Here is an 18,682-nt window from a genome sequence, read left to right on the forward strand (position 1 = left end):
TTTTTAATGTATAATACTATAAAAGGGGGAGTTTAATTTGATTTTTTCTTTAACTATGAATCCATCTTTAGACAGGTTTTTATATGTAGACGAATTAAAATCTGATGACACAATAAGAGTTAAAAAGGTAAATGATTACCCTGCAGGAAAAGGTATAGATGTTTCGAGAGTAATTGAAGAATTAGGTGGAGAAACCGCAGCTATTTCTATTCTTGGAGGAGAAGCGGGTGAACAAATATTGTATATGCTTCAAGACGAAGGTGTTATAACCATACCAGTTTGGATAAAAACCGAAACAAGAACAAATGTTATGATCGAAACGAAATCTGAACAATTTAGAATGAGCCTTCCAACTTATGAGATTAAAGGCGAAGATATTGAAATGATCAAAGAAATTGTGGAAAAATTTGTTAAAAAAGATACTAGCATAGTTATTTCTGGTAGTCTTCCAAATGGCTTAAAAAGTTCTTTTTATTCTAATATAATCTCTGATCTTAAAAAAGATCATATTAAAGTTTATTTTGATGCCGATGGAGAAAAACTCAGAGAAGGCTTAAAATCAAAACCACATTGTATAAAGCCTAATTTACACGAATTTGAAAGGTTAATAGATAAAAAATTACTTTCAAAAACTCAAATAATAGATGAAGGAATTAAAGCAAGAAAAAATTTTGATCTTGGAATACTATTAATATCTCTTGGTTCTGAAGGGGCTTTGGCTTTTTCAGAAGATGGTGTCTATGAGTGTAAGCCATTAGAAATAGAAGTAGATAGCTCAGTTGGTTCTGGAGATTCTTTTCTCGCTGCTTTTGTCTATTATAAAGAGCAACTAAATTTATCGACTGAGGAATCTCTTAGAGCAGCAAATGCTGCTGGTGCTGCTACAGCTATGACTCCTGGAACTGAATTGCTACATAAAAAAGATTTTTTAGCATTATATAAAAAATCAATTGTAGAAAAAGTTAACTTATAATTTGACTTTTGTTATTTTTTTTGATAATATTGATTAAACTTAATTAAACTAAATGACAGGTGATTATTATGAAATTTCTTTCAATATCCATAAAATTTAATATTTATAATAATAATTTAAACAGCGTACGGTTAAAACGCGAGTAATGTTTTTGCATATATAACCGGCGCTGTTTTTTGTATTCAGCGCTGGTTTTTTTATTTTTCCGTGAAAAATACTAAGGAGGGATTTTTATGGAAAGGTTAGAAAAAAGAAAGGTTGATACAGTTTCATTGGTAAAGTCATATGTTGAGAATGATTACTATTCTAATTTATTAATCATTCAATCATCTATTTTACAGTCTATGAGAGAATTTATGATTTCTGAAGGTTTTTTAGAAATTTTACCAGTTATCATTTCTCCTATAACAGATCCACTTAATCATGATATTTTTGATGCATCGATCGATTACTATGGTTATTCATATTCTATTACTAAATCGATGATACTTCAAAAACAGGTGAGCACATTAGTTACAGATAGAATTTTTTCTATGTCTCCTAATTTGAGGTTAGAATTAGAAAATCGTTATGAAGACAAAAGACATCTTATTGAGTTTGTTCAAATGGACATGGAAGTTGCTAATGCAAAAAGAGAAGAAGTTATGGATATTATGGAAAGACTTTTGATTCGAATTATTTCTGAGATCACTGTAAAACACACAAAAATCATTGAAAAATATAATTCTGGTTTAGTCATTCCTAAAAAGAACTTTAAAAGAATTAGAGTTCAAGACGCAATTGAAAAATATGGAGATTCTTATGAAAAAATATTGTCAGCAAATGCAAAAGAACCTTTCTGGTTAATCGATATTCCGATTATGGACAGAGAATTTTATGATAAACAAAATCCTAATGACCCAGATTTTTTATTAGACTTTGATCTGATTTATCCTTTTGGCTATGGAGAGGCAATATCTGGTGGTGAAAGAGAACATGAATATGATCAAATTATAAAAAGAATGGATTTAAAAGGAAACTCAAAAAATATATTTAAAGATTATCTCGATTTATCAAAGGAAGGCCTTTTAAAACCAACTGCTGGTTGTGGAATTGGAATTGAAAGATTGACAAGATATATCCTTGGTTTGGAGCATATCGAAAAAGCACGATTATTTGCTAAATCTCCCGGTAAAATCTCTATATAACTTAAATCTCACTTTTTAGTGAGATTTTTTATTTTGATAATAAGCCTCAATTATTATATAATGTTTTTATAGGGAGTTAACAATTATGAAAAAGCATTTAACTATAATTGAGTACACTCTGCTTAAACTTATTTCTCTCGTTTTAAAATTTTTATTTGATTCCTTTCAAATTAGTGCGAAATTTATAAAACAATACATATACAGTAACTTTTATTTTTACCAAAAATAGTGAAATTTTTCTAAATATGAAGGAGTATTAATATGGAAAACTTAAACGTATTTGTTTTAGGAAGTTTAGCTAGTTTAATTGCTGGGTTGGCTACATCCTTAGGAGCGATACCAGTTTTATTTCTGAAAAAACAACCTTCAGAAAAGCAGTTAGATATGTACTTAGCTTTTGCATCAGGGGTAATGCTTGCTGCGACGATGTTTTCTCTAATTGTTCCATCTATCGATATAGGCGGACCTCTAATTATGGTTATAGGTGTTGTTTTAGGAGCGGTTACCATAGAACTATTTGATGTTTTTTCTCCACATGAACATTTTTTAAAAGGCCATGAAGGTCCTAACACTGCTTTAGTAAAAAAGGTTTGGCTATTTGTAATTGCCATAACCTTACACAATTTCCCAGAAGGTATGGCTGTAGGAGTTAGTTTTGGAGGGGAAATGATTAAAAATGGTTTAGTTGTAGCTACTGCAATTGGTATTCAAAATATCCCAGAAGGAACTGCAACGGCATTTTCATTTATACAAGCTGGATATTCTAAAAAGAGATCTTTTTTTATGTCCACTTTAACTGGTTTAGTTGAACCTCTTGGAGGAATATTAGGAGCATCTCTGGTTGTTTTTATGAAACCTGCATTACCTTTTTTCTTAGCTTTTGCAGCTGGAGCTATGTTATATGTTATAAGCGACGAAATAATTCCAGAAACTCACTCCCATGGTAATGAAAGAATCGCAACTTTTTCTTTAATTGTTGGTTTTTTATTAATGACCGTATTAGATAATACTTTAGGATAAGTATATATTAGTATTTAAAACTTTATTAAATAGTAATTCTTTAAAGTTTAGAATCAAACATATTAGAAGTGAATAACAACTCTATGCTTTTTACAACCTTTATATCGATTCTATCTATTGTTTTAATATTGATCGCTTCATTTTATATAGCAATGCTGATTAAAAATAAAATTTCAGATTTAAACAAAAAAATTAATTCTTTTAAAGATGGAGATTTAAAAACCAATTTTGAAACATCTTCCAAAGATGAATTTGGAATAATGTCTTCAAATTTACAAAATATGGCTAATACTCTTAAAAATTCTTTTAAAAATATATATGATATTTCTTATAATATAGACAATACAGCAAATGATTTGACAAAAGTTTCTAAAGATAATGATAATATAATAAACGAAATAAATAAAAAAACTTCTTCAATTTCTTCTAACTCTGACGAAGTTGAAGAAGAAGTACTAAAAATTTCTAACAGCATACAAGAAATTTCTGATGCTTCATACAATATTTCAGGTATTGCCAATGAGCTAAATCAAAAAGCCTCAAATGCAACAAATTCGGCAAAAGAAGGAGTTAGTTCCATTTTTTCTATAACAAATAAAATAAACATTGCTGTGGATACTTCATTAGAAACAAAAAATAATATCAGCGAACTTGTTAAGCATTCTGAAAATGTCAAAGAAATACTAAACACCATTGACAGCATTACAGAACAAACAAGTTTATTAGCATTGAATGCTGCTATAGAAGCCGCAAGGGCTGGAGAAGCTGGGAAAGGTTTTGCTGTTGTTGCAGAAGAAATAAGAAAGTTGGCTGATGGTTCCAAAAAATCAACTGAAGAAATATCAAATATTCTAACAAAAATTTCAGATAGCACATATAAAGTTAACAACGCTTCTGATTCGAATGTTAATTCTGTAAAAGATATCGAAAAAGAAATACAATCTATTAAATCTCAGTTTAATGGAATTATGAAAGATATCGAATTAATGAATTCAGAAATAGAAAATATGGCTTCAAGTTCAGAAGAACAATCTGCAAACCTTGAATCAATGAATTTTTCGATGAAAACTGTTCAAAAGTCAGTTTCAAATATATCTGATCAAATAAAAGAGATAGACGATAGTATAGATAATATGTCAGAAAGTTCAAATAGCGTTTCTAATAGTGCTGAAGTTCTTTCCAAAAATTCAGAAAATTTAATTAATTACATCAAAATTTTTAAATTCTAATAAGGCCATTAGGAGGTAAAACATGAAAATTGCAATTCCAGTTTTAGAAGACAAGTTTACAGAATCTGAGATTTATCATAAATTTGAAACAACCAAAAATTTAGCTTTAATTGATTTATACGAAGATAGATATAATATAGATATTTTAAAAACAAATCTGAATAATTTATCTTTAGAAGAAATATCAAATTATTTGTCTGAAAAAGATGTAGAAGTAGTAATCGCACAAAAGATAACAGACGATCTTTCAAAACTGTTATCAAAAAAAAATATTATGGTTGTGTACAAAGCACAAGGTAAGGTTGAAAATATAATTGGTTCATTTGAAGCAATGCTTTCTAATCAAAAACACGGATGTTCAGGCAATTGTAATGGATGCGGTGGAGATAATAACCACGAAAATGCTTGTTTTACAAAAGATAAATAAAGTGTATTGGAAAATGTGTAAGAAAAAACGGCCTAATAAAAAAGAGTTGCAATCTTATGATTGTAACTCTTTTTTATTGAAATTATTAATTGCTCTAACTATTAAATCGTTTAAAATTTCTCTTTCTTCTTTATCAAATCCTTCAAAAATTATATTTGAAAGTTCTTCAGAGATTTTGTTAAAGTCTTTTTGAAATATCTTAGCTTTTTCAGTTACTACGACATAAGTAACTCTTTTATCTTTGGTACATTTTACTTTTTTTAAATAACCTTTTTTAACAAGTTTTTTAATAGACTCAGTTATTGTTGATTTTTGTTTTAAAAGGGAATCATAAATTTCTCCTATCTTTACTTTTCCTCCATTTCTACATACTATACATAAAACAGATGCATTACTTGGGTTTATATCTTTATATCCATATTCCTTAAATTTTTCTTTAATAAAATCATCTATTTTATTTATCAATACTGAATTGTATGCTGCTATTTCTTTTGATTTTTCATGCATTAATTATCACTCACCTAATAAAGTTAGTAGATTTTTTTCTTTCTACTTCAGGCTTATTTATTCTCGATTGGTCAATTACCTTCAATAACCACGCCATATTCTTACCAAGTATTCTCATTATTTGAATTCCTTCTTCATCTTGATGAATATCTCCTGGTTTTGCACCATATATAACGTTCCAATAATTTGAGGTTGGAATAACCATTTCTGAATAGTTCAAATAATTGTTTAGTTCATTAAAAGCTGGCAACCCGCCCGCTCTTCTAACTGCAACCAACGCAGCTCCAACTTTATGTCTAAATAAATTTTTGTTTGCTCCTGAAGTATAAAATACTCTATCCAAAAAAGCTTTCATATTGCCAGCAATTGAAGCATAGTGAACAGATGAAGCTAATAGTATTCCTTCAGCAGCTTTCATCTTTTGAATGCTTTCATTAACTATATCATCTTTTAAAATGCATTTTTCGTCTCTTGTTTTAAAACAATCATTACAAGCTAAACATCCAGATATTTTCTTGTTACCTACATGAATAATTTCGCTATCTATATTCTCATTTTTAAGCTCTTCGAGAACTATGTTTAAAGCTTCAAACGTATTTCCTTTTTTATGCGGACTTCCATTTATTGCTATAACTTTCACAAAATCAACTCCTTTAAAACCTCTATTTAAATGTTACTTCGAAAATCAAACAAAGTCAACACCTAAAAAATATTTTAATAAAATATTGACAATAGAATTTATTATGTTATAATAATTTTGTATAGACTGTATATACAGGAGGGAAAATATGACTTTAGATAACTTGGTAGAAAACGTGGTAGATAAAAAATTACAGAGAAAATTATTGTTCACTACATCCTTTGGTTGGGCTTTAGTTGCTGCTTATGTTATGATTATGTCTTTTACTATTAGTCCAATATCTCAAGAATGGAACTTGTCTGTTCAATTATCTTCTTTATTAGCCTCTTCAACTTTTATCGGAATGTTTTTTGGGGCATTAATTGCGGGGAATGTATCTGATTTAATAGGTAGAAAAAAAACTTCAATCTTATTTCTTTTTCAAGGTGTTGTTTTTGCATTTCTTGTATACTTTACAAATTCTCCAGAGACTTTCATTATAGTTAGAATTTTATCTGGAATTGGATTTGGTGGTTTGTTACCTAGTTTAAATGCTTATTTAACAGAATTTCTTTCTGTAGGAATAAGAGGAAAATATTTGGTTTACCTCGAAACAAGTTGGGCATTTGGAAGTATATATATTGGTTTAATACACCTTATTTTTGGAGCTAATATAGATTGGAAATTGGATTATGTATCATTAGTAATAGGAGTTATACCCTTAATTATTCTTTTAAAAATCCCAGAATCTCCAAAATATCTCATAGTTAACAATAAATTAGAAATATTTAAGAAGCAGTTTAACTACTCAATAACAGAAAATATAGAAATAGAAGAATCTAAGAAAGTATCTTTTTTAAATCTATTCACAAAAAAATATTTGAATAGAACCTTAAACATTTATCTTTTATGGTTTACAATGAGTTTTGGATACTACGGTATATTTATTTGGGTTAAAGGCATTTTGTTGAGCAAAGGAATATCTTTAGTTCAATCGGATTGGTTTACATTTTACATGTTTTTAGCTCAACTGCCAGGATATTTATTATCTGCATATTTGATTGAAAAAATAGGCAGAAAACCTTCGTTGTTATTATTTACTTTTGGTACATCTCTTTCAGCTTTGTTTTTTGCTTTTTCAAGTTCACCAAGCATGGTAATAGTTTCCAGCTTAATTGTTTCTATTTTTTGTATGGGGGCCTGGGGATTAACATATGCCTATACGCCAGAATTATATCCAACCAAGTTCAGAGGTGCTGCAAATGGTTCATCTGCCGCTTTAACAAGATTAGCTGGATTTATTGCCCCATTTTACACTTCATATTTTTTAAGTCAAGATATGATCTATGTTGGTTTAATAGGAATTTCGATCTTATTTATAATAACTGGTATATCAAATTATATATCTCTTCCTGAAACCAAAAATAAGGAGGTATCCTAATTGACTTCTGAGGAAAGAAGACATAAAATAATGTCATTACTTAGAATGAATGGAAGGGCAATAACTGGTAATGAATTTGCAGAAATGTTTTCTGTAACTAGGCAAGTTATAGTTAAAGATATCGCCATATTAAAAGCAGAAGGAATAGATATTATTTCAACACATGCAGGTTATAAACTCAAGTCTAATAAAAATATAAAAATTATCGCAGTTAAACACACTGAAGACCAAATCAGAAAAGAGCTTGAGACAATTGTTGAAAATGGTGGAAAAGTTTTAGATATAACTGTTGAACATCCTATTTATGGAGAATTAACAGGAAATCTTGGTTTAGAAAATCAAATTGATATAGAGATTTTTATGGCTAAAATAAAAAATTCTAAACCTCTTGCAATTATTAATGATGGATTGCATTTACATAGGATTGAGATTGATAGTGAAGAGTCATTTGTTAACATAAAGCAAAAACTCGATGATTTAGGAATTTTAGTTAAGTAAATATAGATCAAAAAAGCTGGATTAAAATCCAGCTTTTTTATGGCATTATAATATTTCCTGATCCTTTTCCATTTTTCTTCTTGTTACTGTCTAATTGATTGATAAAATTTGAAGGAGCAACAGATATATCTGCTTTTGAGTTTTCATTGTCAATCATCTCTTTCATTTGATCTTGATATTTTTTAATTCTATCTTTCATTTCCTCAAGATCATTATCAGCCCATTGAATAATACCTTTACTAACTTGTTTTATTTGAGCTTCTGATGCTTCATCTCTTTCTTCATCTAATTGTTTTAAAGCTTCAAATTCTTCTTTAACAGCTTTTTCTACATCTTCTTGGTTCAACATATCATTATCTCTCAATATTCTTACAGCAACGTTTGACCTAAATTTTATGTCCTCTAAAGATAATTCAATGTTTTCCAATTTAGCTAATATAACTTGTATAATTTGTTCTATACTTATTTGCATACAAAACCTCCTATTTTTGATTGTATTATAACACTCTTTTATTAATTGTTGTTTATTATGTAATAATAAAAATATTAATTATTCTGATTTCAAGTTTCTTGTCATTAATTCGTGAATTGCCTTTTTGGGATTAATATCATTGTATATCACTTCATAAAGCTTTTGAGCTATTGGCATTTCAATTTTATTTTTCAAAGCAATATTATGGACTGCTTTCACTGTATAAATACCTTCTGCAACCATATTCATACTCTCAAGTATTTCATCAAGCTTTTTACCTCTTCCTAATTGTTCACCAAAATATCTATTTCTGGAATGTTGAGATGTACAAGTAACAATTAAATCACCGATTCCAGCTAATCCAGCATAAGTTTCTTTCTTGCCTCCAAAGTATTTACCGATTCTTGTCATTTCAACAGAAGCCCTTGTTATTAAAGCAGCTTTAGTATTATCCCAATTACCCATACTATCTATTACTCCAGCAGCAATAGCATAAATATTCTTTACTGCTCCAGACACTTCAACTCCCTTTAAATCTGGGTTAGTATATATCCTAAAAGAAACATTTGAAAATTCCTTTTGAATTTTTTTAATATTTTTATCTTCTTTCCCAGCTAATACCACACTTGTTGGAATATCTCTTGCCACTTCTTCTGCATGAGATGGCCCACTTAAAGAAAAATAGTTTTCTGATTTTAAAACATCTTTTACTACATCACTGATCAAATAACCAGTATTAATTTCAATTCCTTTAGATAAATTAACTATAATTTGATCTTTATAATCAATCTTTTCTATAACACTTCTTACAGCTTGAGAAGGAACGGCCAAAACAATAACTTCTGTTTTATCTGTAGCTTTTTTAATATCGGTAGTAGCAATTAAATTCTTGGGTAAAGTAATACCGGGAAGAAAATGAGGATTTTCTCCATTATTTATATTATTCTTTACTTTTTCGTCTCTTGTCCATATTTTGACACTGTGACCATTATTTGCCAAAACTTTTCCCATCGAAGTTCCCCATGAACCAGAACCCAATATGGAAATATTCATTTAAATCGCCACCTTATTTGCTATTTTTTTTATAGCTTCTTTAACACCAGGAGTTCTAAAAGGAGTGGTCATAGGGTCTAATTTAATTAAATATTCATCATCTCTTTTAATTATTTCTATATAATACTCTTGAGTTAATTCTTTTTCAACAGTAATGGATCTCAAAATAATTTTTTCATCATTTTCAAATTTCTCTCTTATAATTGTTTTACCTGATACAGTGTTAAATTCTTCATTAATAATACTCTCTAATTTTTCTTTGGATAGATTTTTTATTTTTTGATGTGGCATGATTTCCTGCTCCTTTAATAATCTTTGAATCTCTTCACTTTTAACTTTTTTTATCTTTATAAGAAATTTATCTCTTCCCATTTTATCCCATTTTTTTTCATATCTTGTTTTTATTTCTCTTTTAAAGTTTTTTTCAATATTTTCAACTTCAAATCTTTGATCTTTTGAAAAATATTCTTTTACCTCTTCAGCATACCACTCAACATCTGTAGCAAGTTCTAAATATCCTCCCTCTTTTAAAGAAGAAGCTAAAGTGTTTCTAAAGTATTCAACAAAAATCCTTCGATTTTTATGCCTTTTTTTAGGCCAAGGGCATGGAAAATTTACTATGACTTTAGATATTGATTCATGTGAAAATATTTCTTTTAATAAAAACCTTGCATCTCCTATTATCAATCTAATATTTTTTAAGCCTTCATTATATATTTTCTTTTGAGCTCTATCACAAGCCGTTAAAGAAGTTTCAATCCCAATAAAATTCGTTTCAAGATTTTTTTTTGCCATGGCTACAAGATATTCACCACCACCAAACCCAATTTCCACAACGACTCTTCTTTTATTTCCAAAAATTTCGTTCAAGTCCATTGGTAATTGTTTATATTTTTGTGGTGTGATCATATATTTTAAATGAGAAACAGTCATTTTACCCTCCATTATTTGAAAAAACCCCAGCTTAGCTGGGGTTGATTAATATTATTCTGGTGCTACTTCGCCTAAATATTCCTTAACATGTTTATGCAATCTTGATTTTTTTCTTGAAGCAGTTCTTTTATGTATAATACCTTTTGAAGCAGCTTTATCAATTACTTTGAATGTGTTGCTTAATTCATTTAATAAGTCTTCTCTTTCGGTACCTTCTGTTTCCATTTTCAATTTTAATACCTTAATTTGATTTTTAATTCTCGTTTTTACCGATTTGTTTCTCATTCTTCTCTTTTCGTTTTGCAAAACTCTTTTTTTTGCTGATTTAGTATTTGGCACTTAACCTACCTCCTTGAATTCTTAAAGCCCTAATGCAGCTTTTATTTCTTGTACCATATCTAGTCTTTCCCAAGGGAATTCTACATCTGTTCTTCCAAAATGACCGTAAGCAGCCGATTTTTTGTAAAAAGGTTGGAGTAGATTCAAATTATGAATTATTGCTCCTGGTCTGAAATCAAATAACTCTTTTACAACTTTTACGATCTTTTCTTCATCAACTTTTGCAGTCCCTTTGGTATCGATGAGTAGAGACACTGGATGCGCAACGCCAATTGCATATCCTAATTGAATCATCACTTCATCGGCAACACCTGCTGCAACTAAATTCTTAGCAACATATCTGGACATATAATGTGCAGATCTGTCAACTTTAGTTGGATCTTTTCCAGAGAAGGCTCCTCCTCCATGGGCTATCCAACCACCATATGTATCAACAATAATCTTCCTCCCGGTTAAACCTGCATCAGCTTGAGGACCGCCTAATACAAATCTACCAGTAGGGTTGATTAAATATTTTGTGTGTTTATTCAAAAGACCTTCTGGAATAACTGGGGTAATTACCTTTTCTATTAAATCTTTTGACATTTGATCCCTGGTAACGCCTTCTTCGTGTTGTGTAGAAATTAATACTGTGTCTATTGCTATTGGTTTATTATTCTCGTCATATTCTACAGTTACTTGTGTCTTTCCATCTGGTCTTAAATAATCTAAGGTTTTATCTTTTCTAACTACAGATAATTGCCTAGCTAATTTATGAGATAAAGAAATTGGAGTAGGCATATAATCATTATTTTCATTTGTTGCATAACCAAACATTATACCCTGGTCTCCAGCACCTATTTTATCAAAGATTTCTTTTGTTGCTGAACCTTCTTTTGTTTCAAGGTTTTCATCTACACCCATAGCTATATCTGCTGATTGTTCATCTATGCTAACCATTACGGCACAAGTTTCTCCGTCAAAACCATACTTAGGGTTGTCATATCCAATATCTAATATTGTTTGCCTTACTATTTTAGGAATATCAACATATGCATCTGTTCTCATTTCTCCGGCTACTATTGCCACGCCTGTAGTTACCATTGTTTCAACAGCTGACCTTGCATTTATTCTATTTTGTTCACTTTCTTTACTTAACATTTCATCAAGTATTGCATCGGAAATTTGGTCGGCTACTTTATCAGGATGACCTTCAGTAACGCTTTCACTTGTAAAAAGTCTTTTGTTCATCTACTGTCCCCCTTAGTTGTTATAAATTCCAATATCTATTTTACAATAAAAAGTGTTAAATTTCTTTGTTTTTATGTTAAGTTATTTCTTAATAAAATTAATTTTGTATGCTTTAGAGCTTCCCCAAAAATCTTCTAATATAATAGTTCCATTATATTCAGCAAAATTAGAATTAATATATCTAGAAAGATTGTTATCTGTAATTATCAAGTTTTCGTTATTATCTGAATACATTTTTAACCAATAAATAGTTGAAGTAGACCCATATCCATATATTGGTGACGGATTATAAGCATTTTCAAAATAGACTTTTGAAAAACTTACTTTATAAACCAAATTTCCATCTATGAACAAAGAAACTTTTTTCGGTAAAATAGTTGAATTTTGTCCTAATTTTTCTCTGACTCTAACGTCTATTTTTGGGTAACTCCCTGTAAATTCAACTATTGTTTCACCATTTTGGTTTATTGTATAATTACCTGTTGAATTTCTAACCTCTAATAACTCTAATATTTTTGTTCTTTCTTCTTTATAATTAATAAATTCTAACGCATCTAATACTACCTCACCAGCTGCAGTTTGCTCTCGAACTTCAAAATGCAGATGAGGAGCTAATGCCTCTCCGGTACTGCCTGAATAAGCTATGATTTCACCGGATTTTATTTGAAATTCGTTTTCTGGAAAAACAATTTCTATTCTCCCCGTAGAACCCTGAAAATCTTCCTTAACTAAATCAACATATTTCATGATACTATCATTAAATTCATTTAAGTGCGCATAAACAGTTGTTAAATTTGAATCTGGATGGTTTACAAATAAAGCATTTCCATATATTGGATCGTTTATCCACACTTTTTTAAGGTAACCTTGAGAAGCAGAGTAAACATCTACGTTTTCTCTATAAAATGTAGAAAAATCAATACCAAGGTGATAATGGGGATTGTTACCAGTTCCTCTATACTCTCCAAACGAAGAAGTTATATAAGAGTTTTTGATTGGTGGTTCAAATATAGCAGAAAATATAGTTGTAATAAAAAACAACATCATTAATAGTATGGATAGCTTTTTCACAATTATTCCTCCAGTTTTTTCTTTAATGAGTTTAGGATATAGTTTTTAGCTACTAATCTTTTTATAGAATAATTAAATTCATCTTTTTCTTCTAAAATACCGTATTTATCAGAAAATTCATATAATTTCCACATATCTTTAAAATTAATTTTTATTTTTTCTATCGATATATCTTCTATAATATCTAAATTACTTTCAAGTTTTAATAAAAATTCTCTTGTTGAATTTTCTTTTATTGAACTAATAAAAAACGCATTTGGATACAATATTTTCATTTCATTCAATTTTTCTTCAGATATTTTATCTATTTTGTTAAACACCAGTAATAATGGTATATTTTTAACTTCTATTTCTTCCAATATGCTGTTTACAGCCTTTATTTTTTTTTCATATACTTCATCTGATATGTCAACAATATGAACTATCAAATCCGACTTTATTACTTCTTTTAAAGTCGATTTAAAAGAATCAAATAAATTTTTAGGTAAATTTTTAATGAACCCAACAGTATCAGAAAAAATACCGGTAAAACCACATGGAAAAGAAACTTTTCTAAGAGATGGAGACAAAGTTGAAAAAAGATTTTCTGAAGTATATATTTTTTCATCTTTTGATATATTCTTCAGAAAAGTAGACTTCCCTGCACTTGTGTATCCTACTATAGATATCAACGGATAATCTCCATTTTCTCTTTTTTTAGACGAGGTTTCATGATTTTTATCTACTTCTTTTATTTGCTTTTTTAAAAAATTTATTCTGTCATATATTCTTCTTCTATCTGTTTCCAGTTTCGTCTCACCCGGTCCTAAAGTTCCGATACCTGCTCCGGTATTTGACATATCCTTCCCTTTCCCAATTAACTTTGGTAATTCATATTGTAATTGAGCTAACTCTACCTTTAATTTGCTATCTTTTGTCCTGGCATTTTTTCTGAATATTTCAAGAATCACTTCATTTCTATCAATTATCTCTGTTTTTATTTCTTTTTCTATATTTCTTTTTTGAGAATTTGAAATATTGTTATAAAAAACAACGATATCCGTATCATAAGCTTTTGTAAAGTCTTTTATTTCAGAAATCTTACCAGAACCTATGTAATAAGTTTTATCTGGTTTTTCTTTATTTTGAGTTATAATATTTTCAACTTCTATATCTATGTTTTCACATAATATTTTCAATTCATTTAAATCTTTTTCAATATCTTCATAGTGTTTTTTCACCGCTATTATTAAACCTTTTATGTTACCACCTCTTAGTTTTCATTCCCTTGGAAAAGTTTGATATACTTTTCTGGTACCATCATTTTTACAGCATGTTTATAAACTAATGATTGTTCTCCATTTTTTTCAAGTAAAATTGTATAATTATCAAAAGATTTTACAAATCCAGATGTTTTAAAGCCTCCTTCAAAATAAATCTTAACCTCAACTTTGTTAATTCTCAAAATGTTTAAAAATCTGTCTTGCAAGTTAAATTTTTCCGGCATTTTTAATCCCCCTTAAATCATTAATAATAAATTTTATAATTTTTCCTTTGGAATTGGATGTCATATCCAACCATTTTATATCTTTGTACTTTCTAAAGTAAATAATTTGCCTTCGTGCATAATTTCTTGTGTTTGTTTTTATATCTTCTTTGGCTTCTTCTAAAGATTTTTTACCTTTAATATATTCTATAATTTCTTTATATCCAATTGAATTCATTGAATTTAATTTTTCATTAATACCTTTATTCAATAAATCTTGAACTTCTTCAACTAAACCTTGTTCAATCATTTTTTCTACTCTGAGGTTGATCCTTTTATGTAATTCTTTCCTATCTCTATTCAAAGCATAAATTTTATATTCTTTAAAAACAGGTTTAGATTCATCTTTTAATTGATTTCTATTTTTACCTGTTAAGATAAATATTTCGATAGCTCTTACTATTCTTTTTAAATCGTTTTCATGTATTTTTAAAAAAGATTTGCGATCAATTTTCTCTAAAATTTTTCTTAATGACCCTTTTTCTTGAGTTTCTATACGTTCTAAATAATTTCTAAGACCATAATCAGAACCAACTTTTATAAGTGGTTTTATTAATGAATCAAGATAAAACCCAGTTCCGCCTGTAACAATAGGTATTTTATCTCTGTTTTTAATTTCTTCATAAACTTTGATAAAATCAGACTTATATTCGAAGGATGAATAATGATCTTTTGGATCGACGAAATCAATCAAATGATGTTTTACTCTCCTTAATTCCTTTACATTCGGTTTTGCTGTTCCAATATTCATATATTTATATATTTGTCTTGAATCTAAATTTATAACTTCCCCATTTAATTTTTTGGCTAAATCTAAGACTAATTCAGTTTTTCCAACCGCAGTAGGGCCTACTATTATTGGTATCATTTTATTTTTATCACACCAAAATATACTCCACTATTTTTGCTCCCTACTTTTTCATCAAAAGTAAATTTATCCCACAAACTATCATTTTCTCTTGCTTTTATAACAACTCTTTTTTTAGCTATTCTCACCATATGCTCAAAATCTTCTTGTGAAATCTTGTCATATACAGCTAACTGTCTTATGGAATTAAGTGGCGAAGACTTCATTTGTGGATTTTCAAACATAGGATCGCAATAAACTACGTCGTAGGAGTTATCTTCAATATTCATTAAAATATTTTTATAATTATCATTAATGATCTTAATTTTTTTTGAAGCTTTTTTCATCCATTCTTGCTTAAAATTATAATTATTCAATCCTTCTTTAACAACTAAATATAAAGGGAAAGAAGCTTCTACTCCAGTAACTTCTTTAACATAATTAGCCATAAATAGAGCTTCGCTTCCTAATCCCATGGTCAAATCTAAAACAGTTGCTTCAGGAGTTGCATCTATTGTTTTTATCAAATAATCGTTTTCTGAAGATTCATAGTTGTTATATCTTATCTTAGATATAGAAGGGTGATAAAAAATTTCACTATTTTTATCGGCAAATTTTACAGTAAAATCTCTTTCAACTATAAACATTCCATTTTCCTTGTCAATATCTCTAATATGTCTTCTATTCCTGTATTTTGATTTATATTCTTTTGATAGTTTATAAGCTTTATCAATTTGTTCTTTATTTGGTTTGTGGGAAGTTGTGAAGATCCATTTGATAGAATGTGTCACCTTTTATTCCGACTCCTCTTTTTTCTAATCTTTTTTCTAAATTTTTTAATATTTCGTATTTTTCATTATATTCATTTTGGAGTTTAACTTCTTTTGCCTTTAATTCTTTGTATTGTTTTTCTAAAACTGTAAATAAATAAAACTGTCTGCCTATTTGAAATATTAAAAAAGATATAATAATCAAAATTATTATAATAAAAGATTTTTTTATATTGTTTTTATTTTGTTTGTTTTCTTTTTTATCATAACTATTCAAATTTACGTAAGGCATGTCATCACCTTATCCTTTCAGACCACTCTTTGCAATTCCTTCAACAAAGTATCTTTGAAGAAAGATAAATATAATAACAATTGGAATCATAGAAAATGTTGAAGCAGCCATCAATAAGTTGTATATTTCACCAGATTCACTTCTAAATGTTTGTAGTCCTACAGCTAGTGTTCTCATTTCTGGACTTTTTGTAACTATTAATACCCATAAGAATGCATTCCAAGAACCAACGAACTTAAGCAAAGCACCTGTTAATATTGCTGGTCTGCTCAGAGGCACCATAACTGTCCAAAGAAATCTCCAAGAAGAAGAACCATCTATTTTCGCTGCATCCCAAAGATCATTCGGAACAGTCATAAATTGTTGCCTTAATAAAAAGATAGCAAATACACTTACGATCCATGGAACAATTAAAGCATAATAACTGTCTAACCACTGAAATCTTGATATAGTTATATAATTGGGTACCAAAAGAACTTCACCTGGTACCATCATAGTAGCAAGAAAAATGGTAAAAATCAAATTTTTACCCCAAAAGTTTAGCTTTGCAAAAGCAAAAGCAGCCATACTTGCTATTATAATTTCAAATACGGTTGTTGTAGTAGCCATTAAAACAGTATTTATATAATATTGTGAAAATGGTGCTGCATTCCATGCAGTTACATAATTTTGAAATATATTTTTGAATACCTCTGAAAAGCTAAATTCAGCATTCGAGGCTGGATTTTCATCTAATAACCAACTCGAAATAATTCCGTTCAGATATATTTCTATTTTAGAATTTTCTTTATATAAAATTTTATCTACATATTGGTTTTTTTCAATAATTTTAGCTTCAGAAGTGGAATCACTGTAAAAACTTGAAAATTCATTTATAAAATGATCGTAAGATTTCCTCATCCCTAAAATTCTCTCTAATTCTTCTTTTTTTTCAGGTAACTGATTTTCTAAAAATTGGGCATTGTTTAAAGAAAGAATGTATTTATAATTTTCTAAATTACCTTCGTTTTCTGATAAGTTTCTCAATATATTACCATATATTGAGACCTCTGAACTTTCATCTGCCAAATTATTTGATATTTGATCAATCATTTCATTTTCAATTTCTGTTGTAACTAAGTCTTTTAAAGATTCAATATTAGATTCTTCAACTAAATTTAAAACTAATTCTTTTAATTGAGGATTAAAATCTGAATTTTCTAAGGCTTCAATAAAATTTTCATACATCATTTGCGTTGTTGGAACTTTGAATGAAATACTCAATTTATCAATATTATTTTTTTGTATTTTATTAAAAGAACTTGTAATTCTATCAAATGTTTTTAATGAATTAAAATTTAGTGCAAACGGTTCTTGAAGATTGTTCATTATTAGGCTATTAGCTCTATATAAAATATCGTCTTCATCAAAAATTTCAACCATAGATAAATAATCATTCAATTTATTTAGGAATAAACTGGCTTCATCTTGTTTTATTATGCCTATTCCACGAGAATTTTCGTCAAAAAAGTTTTTCATTGATTCCAATTCATTTTTCAAAGAATTAAGATAGTTTATTAAATAGTCTTTCCTATTTTCGATATATTCTTTTTGTGAAGCAGGGGTATTTTCTGAAGTTCTTAGATATGGTAATCTATTTATATTGTTATTTATCATATTATCTATAAACCTTATGGCTGAATTAATATCCGACTTAATTGAATTGCCAATAGAAGTTTTTTTGAAATAACCATCTGTTTTTGAATATAATTTAAAATAGATTTTTTCAAAACTTTCTACACTTTTTTCTTCGTATTCTAATATGCCTTTTAAAGTAGGCGTTAGATCAAAATCCTTTTTTATTTCGTCAATTTCATCATATATTATTTGTAAATCCTCTTTTGAAGCATAATCAATATCATCATAATTTAATGAAATCGTTCCTCTCCTAACTGCATCATCATTTATATAATAAACAATTTTATTTTCATCAAATCTCTTGTTATTTGATAAAGATCTAAACTCAGAAAGATTCAATGTCCCTCTTGTTGAAATCGTAGAAGGTGTAACTTCAACATTCAGTTCTCTTTCCGATAAAAAGTTTTTAGATGTCCAGGTTGGTGGCCATGAATTTACTTCTCCATCGGTTTTTAAAGAAGTCATAATCATCCATGCAAAAGGCAAAATCATAATAAAAGCCCCACCAGCAACTAATATATATATAATTATTTTTGTTAAAAATTTAAGAAAGTTATTATATGTCATTTTTA

General features: G+C 28.5%; 21 protein-coding genes. 7 read left to right on the top strand and 14 right to left on the bottom strand.

Going from position 1 to position 18,682, the window contains the following annotated elements:
- The first annotated feature begins 37 nt into the window (after window positions 1-37).
- The 5 genes from BLS00_RS03695 (at window position 38) to BLS00_RS03715 (ending at window position 4,836) form a co-directional block, all read left to right on the top strand.
- Window positions 38-973, top strand: coding sequence for a 1-phosphofructokinase family hexose kinase (locus BLS00_RS03695; RefSeq protein WP_091402927.1), 936 nt, complete (start codon window positions 38-40; stop codon window positions 971-973).
- Window positions 974-1,206: 233 nt separating this feature from the next.
- Complete coding sequence (locus BLS00_RS03700) at window positions 1,207-2,160, top strand: asparagine synthetase A (RefSeq protein ID WP_091402929.1); 954 nt, start codon at window positions 1,207-1,209, stop codon at window positions 2,158-2,160.
- Between the two features lie 261 nt (window positions 2,161-2,421).
- The gene (locus tag BLS00_RS03705; protein ID WP_091402930.1) at window positions 2,422-3,180 is read left to right on the top strand and encodes a ZIP family metal transporter; all 759 of its coding nucleotides are present in this window, start codon (window positions 2,422-2,424) and stop codon (window positions 3,178-3,180) included.
- Window positions 3,181-3,263: 83 nt separating this feature from the next.
- A complete protein-coding gene (locus tag BLS00_RS03710) occupies window positions 3,264-4,409 on the top strand; it encodes a methyl-accepting chemotaxis protein (protein WP_091402932.1) in 1,146 nt (381 codons plus the stop codon).
- A gap of 22 nt (window positions 4,410-4,431) precedes the next feature.
- Entirely contained in the window at window positions 4,432-4,836 is a 405-nt protein-coding gene (locus BLS00_RS03715) for a NifB/NifX family molybdenum-iron cluster-binding protein (protein ID WP_091402933.1), read from the top strand.
- 54 nt (window positions 4,837-4,890) lie between these two features.
- On the opposite strand, the gene BLS00_RS03720 is transcribed toward BLS00_RS03715, so the two are convergent.
- Both BLS00_RS03720 and BLS00_RS03725 read right to left on the bottom strand, forming a co-directional pair.
- Window positions 4,891-5,343, bottom strand: a complete 453-nt coding sequence (locus BLS00_RS03720) for a MarR family winged helix-turn-helix transcriptional regulator (RefSeq protein ID WP_091402934.1) — start codon at window positions 5,341-5,343, stop codon at window positions 4,891-4,893.
- A gap of 10 nt (window positions 5,344-5,353) precedes the next feature.
- Entirely contained in the window at window positions 5,354-5,983 is a 630-nt protein-coding gene (locus tag BLS00_RS03725) for a flavodoxin family protein (RefSeq protein WP_091402936.1), read from the bottom strand.
- Between the two features lie 148 nt (window positions 5,984-6,131).
- Between BLS00_RS03725 and BLS00_RS03730 the strand changes: the two genes are divergently transcribed.
- Together BLS00_RS03730 and BLS00_RS03735 are read left to right on the top strand one after the other, a co-directional pair.
- Window positions 6,132-7,403 carry an MFS transporter gene (locus BLS00_RS03730; RefSeq protein ID WP_091402937.1) on the top strand — a complete coding sequence of 424 codons (1,272 nt, stop codon included), beginning with the start codon at window positions 6,132-6,134 and terminating at the stop codon, window positions 7,401-7,403.
- Window positions 7,404-7,901 carry a transcription repressor NadR gene (locus tag BLS00_RS03735; protein ID WP_091402939.1) on the top strand — a complete coding sequence of 166 codons (498 nt, stop codon included), beginning with the start codon at window positions 7,404-7,406 and terminating at the stop codon, window positions 7,899-7,901. It begins immediately after the preceding gene.
- A gap of 37 nt (window positions 7,902-7,938) precedes the next feature.
- On the opposite strand, the gene BLS00_RS03740 is transcribed toward BLS00_RS03735, so the two are convergent.
- From BLS00_RS03740 to BLS00_RS03795, 12 genes are all read right to left on the bottom strand, one after another.
- Entirely contained in the window at window positions 7,939-8,373 is a 435-nt protein-coding gene (locus tag BLS00_RS03740) for a hypothetical protein (RefSeq protein ID WP_091402940.1), read from the bottom strand.
- 78 nt (window positions 8,374-8,451) lie between these two features.
- Window positions 8,452-9,426 carry an NAD(P)H-dependent glycerol-3-phosphate dehydrogenase gene (locus BLS00_RS03745; protein ID WP_091402942.1) on the bottom strand — a complete coding sequence of 325 codons (975 nt, stop codon included), beginning with the start codon at window positions 9,424-9,426 and terminating at the stop codon, window positions 8,452-8,454.
- Window positions 9,427-10,359, bottom strand: coding sequence for a tRNA (guanosine(46)-N7)-methyltransferase TrmB (gene trmB / locus BLS00_RS03750; protein ID WP_167848972.1), 933 nt, complete (start codon window positions 10,357-10,359; stop codon window positions 9,427-9,429).
- Between the two features lie 51 nt (window positions 10,360-10,410).
- The gene (gene rpsT, locus BLS00_RS03755) at window positions 10,411-10,698 is read right to left on the bottom strand and encodes a 30S ribosomal protein S20 (protein WP_091402945.1); all 288 of its coding nucleotides are present in this window, start codon (window positions 10,696-10,698) and stop codon (window positions 10,411-10,413) included.
- Between the two features lie 21 nt (window positions 10,699-10,719).
- Window positions 10,720-11,928 carry a methionine adenosyltransferase gene (gene metK, locus BLS00_RS03760; protein ID WP_091402946.1) on the bottom strand — a complete coding sequence of 403 codons (1,209 nt, stop codon included), beginning with the start codon at window positions 11,926-11,928 and terminating at the stop codon, window positions 10,720-10,722.
- A gap of 81 nt (window positions 11,929-12,009) precedes the next feature.
- On the bottom strand, window positions 12,010-12,999 hold the full coding sequence (locus tag BLS00_RS03765) for a M23 family metallopeptidase (RefSeq protein ID WP_091402948.1): 990 nt from the start codon (window positions 12,997-12,999) through the stop codon (window positions 12,010-12,012).
- 2 nt (window positions 13,000-13,001) lie between these two features.
- Entirely contained in the window at window positions 13,002-14,219 is a 1,218-nt protein-coding gene (hflX, locus tag BLS00_RS03770; RefSeq protein ID WP_167848973.1) for a GTPase HflX, read from the bottom strand.
- A 32-nt stretch (window positions 14,220-14,251) separates the two neighbouring features.
- Window positions 14,252-14,485, bottom strand: coding sequence for an RNA chaperone Hfq (gene hfq, locus BLS00_RS03775; RefSeq protein ID WP_091402952.1), 234 nt, complete (start codon window positions 14,483-14,485; stop codon window positions 14,252-14,254).
- The gene (gene miaA / locus BLS00_RS03780) at window positions 14,469-15,392 is read right to left on the bottom strand and encodes a tRNA (adenosine(37)-N6)-dimethylallyltransferase MiaA (RefSeq protein WP_091402954.1); all 924 of its coding nucleotides are present in this window, start codon (window positions 15,390-15,392) and stop codon (window positions 14,469-14,471) included. The genes hfq and miaA overlap by 17 nt, the downstream gene beginning before the upstream one ends.
- A complete protein-coding gene (locus BLS00_RS03785; protein WP_091402957.1) occupies window positions 15,389-16,162 on the bottom strand; it encodes a class I SAM-dependent methyltransferase in 774 nt (257 codons plus the stop codon). The genes miaA and BLS00_RS03785 overlap by 4 nt, the downstream gene beginning before the upstream one ends.
- The gene (locus BLS00_RS03790) at window positions 16,113-16,433 is read right to left on the bottom strand and encodes a hypothetical protein (protein WP_091402959.1); all 321 of its coding nucleotides are present in this window, start codon (window positions 16,431-16,433) and stop codon (window positions 16,113-16,115) included. The genes BLS00_RS03785 and BLS00_RS03790 overlap by 50 nt, the downstream gene beginning before the upstream one ends.
- A 9-nt stretch (window positions 16,434-16,442) precedes the next feature.
- The gene (locus BLS00_RS03795) at window positions 16,443-18,677 is read right to left on the bottom strand and encodes a carbohydrate ABC transporter permease (RefSeq protein WP_091402961.1); all 2,235 of its coding nucleotides are present in this window, start codon (window positions 18,675-18,677) and stop codon (window positions 16,443-16,445) included.
- Window positions 18,678-18,682 lie beyond the last annotated feature (5 nt).

The sequence above is a fragment of the Geotoga petraea genome (assembly GCF_900102615.1).
Taxonomy (GTDB): domain Bacteria; phylum Thermotogota; class Thermotogae; order Petrotogales; family Petrotogaceae; genus Geotoga; species Geotoga petraea.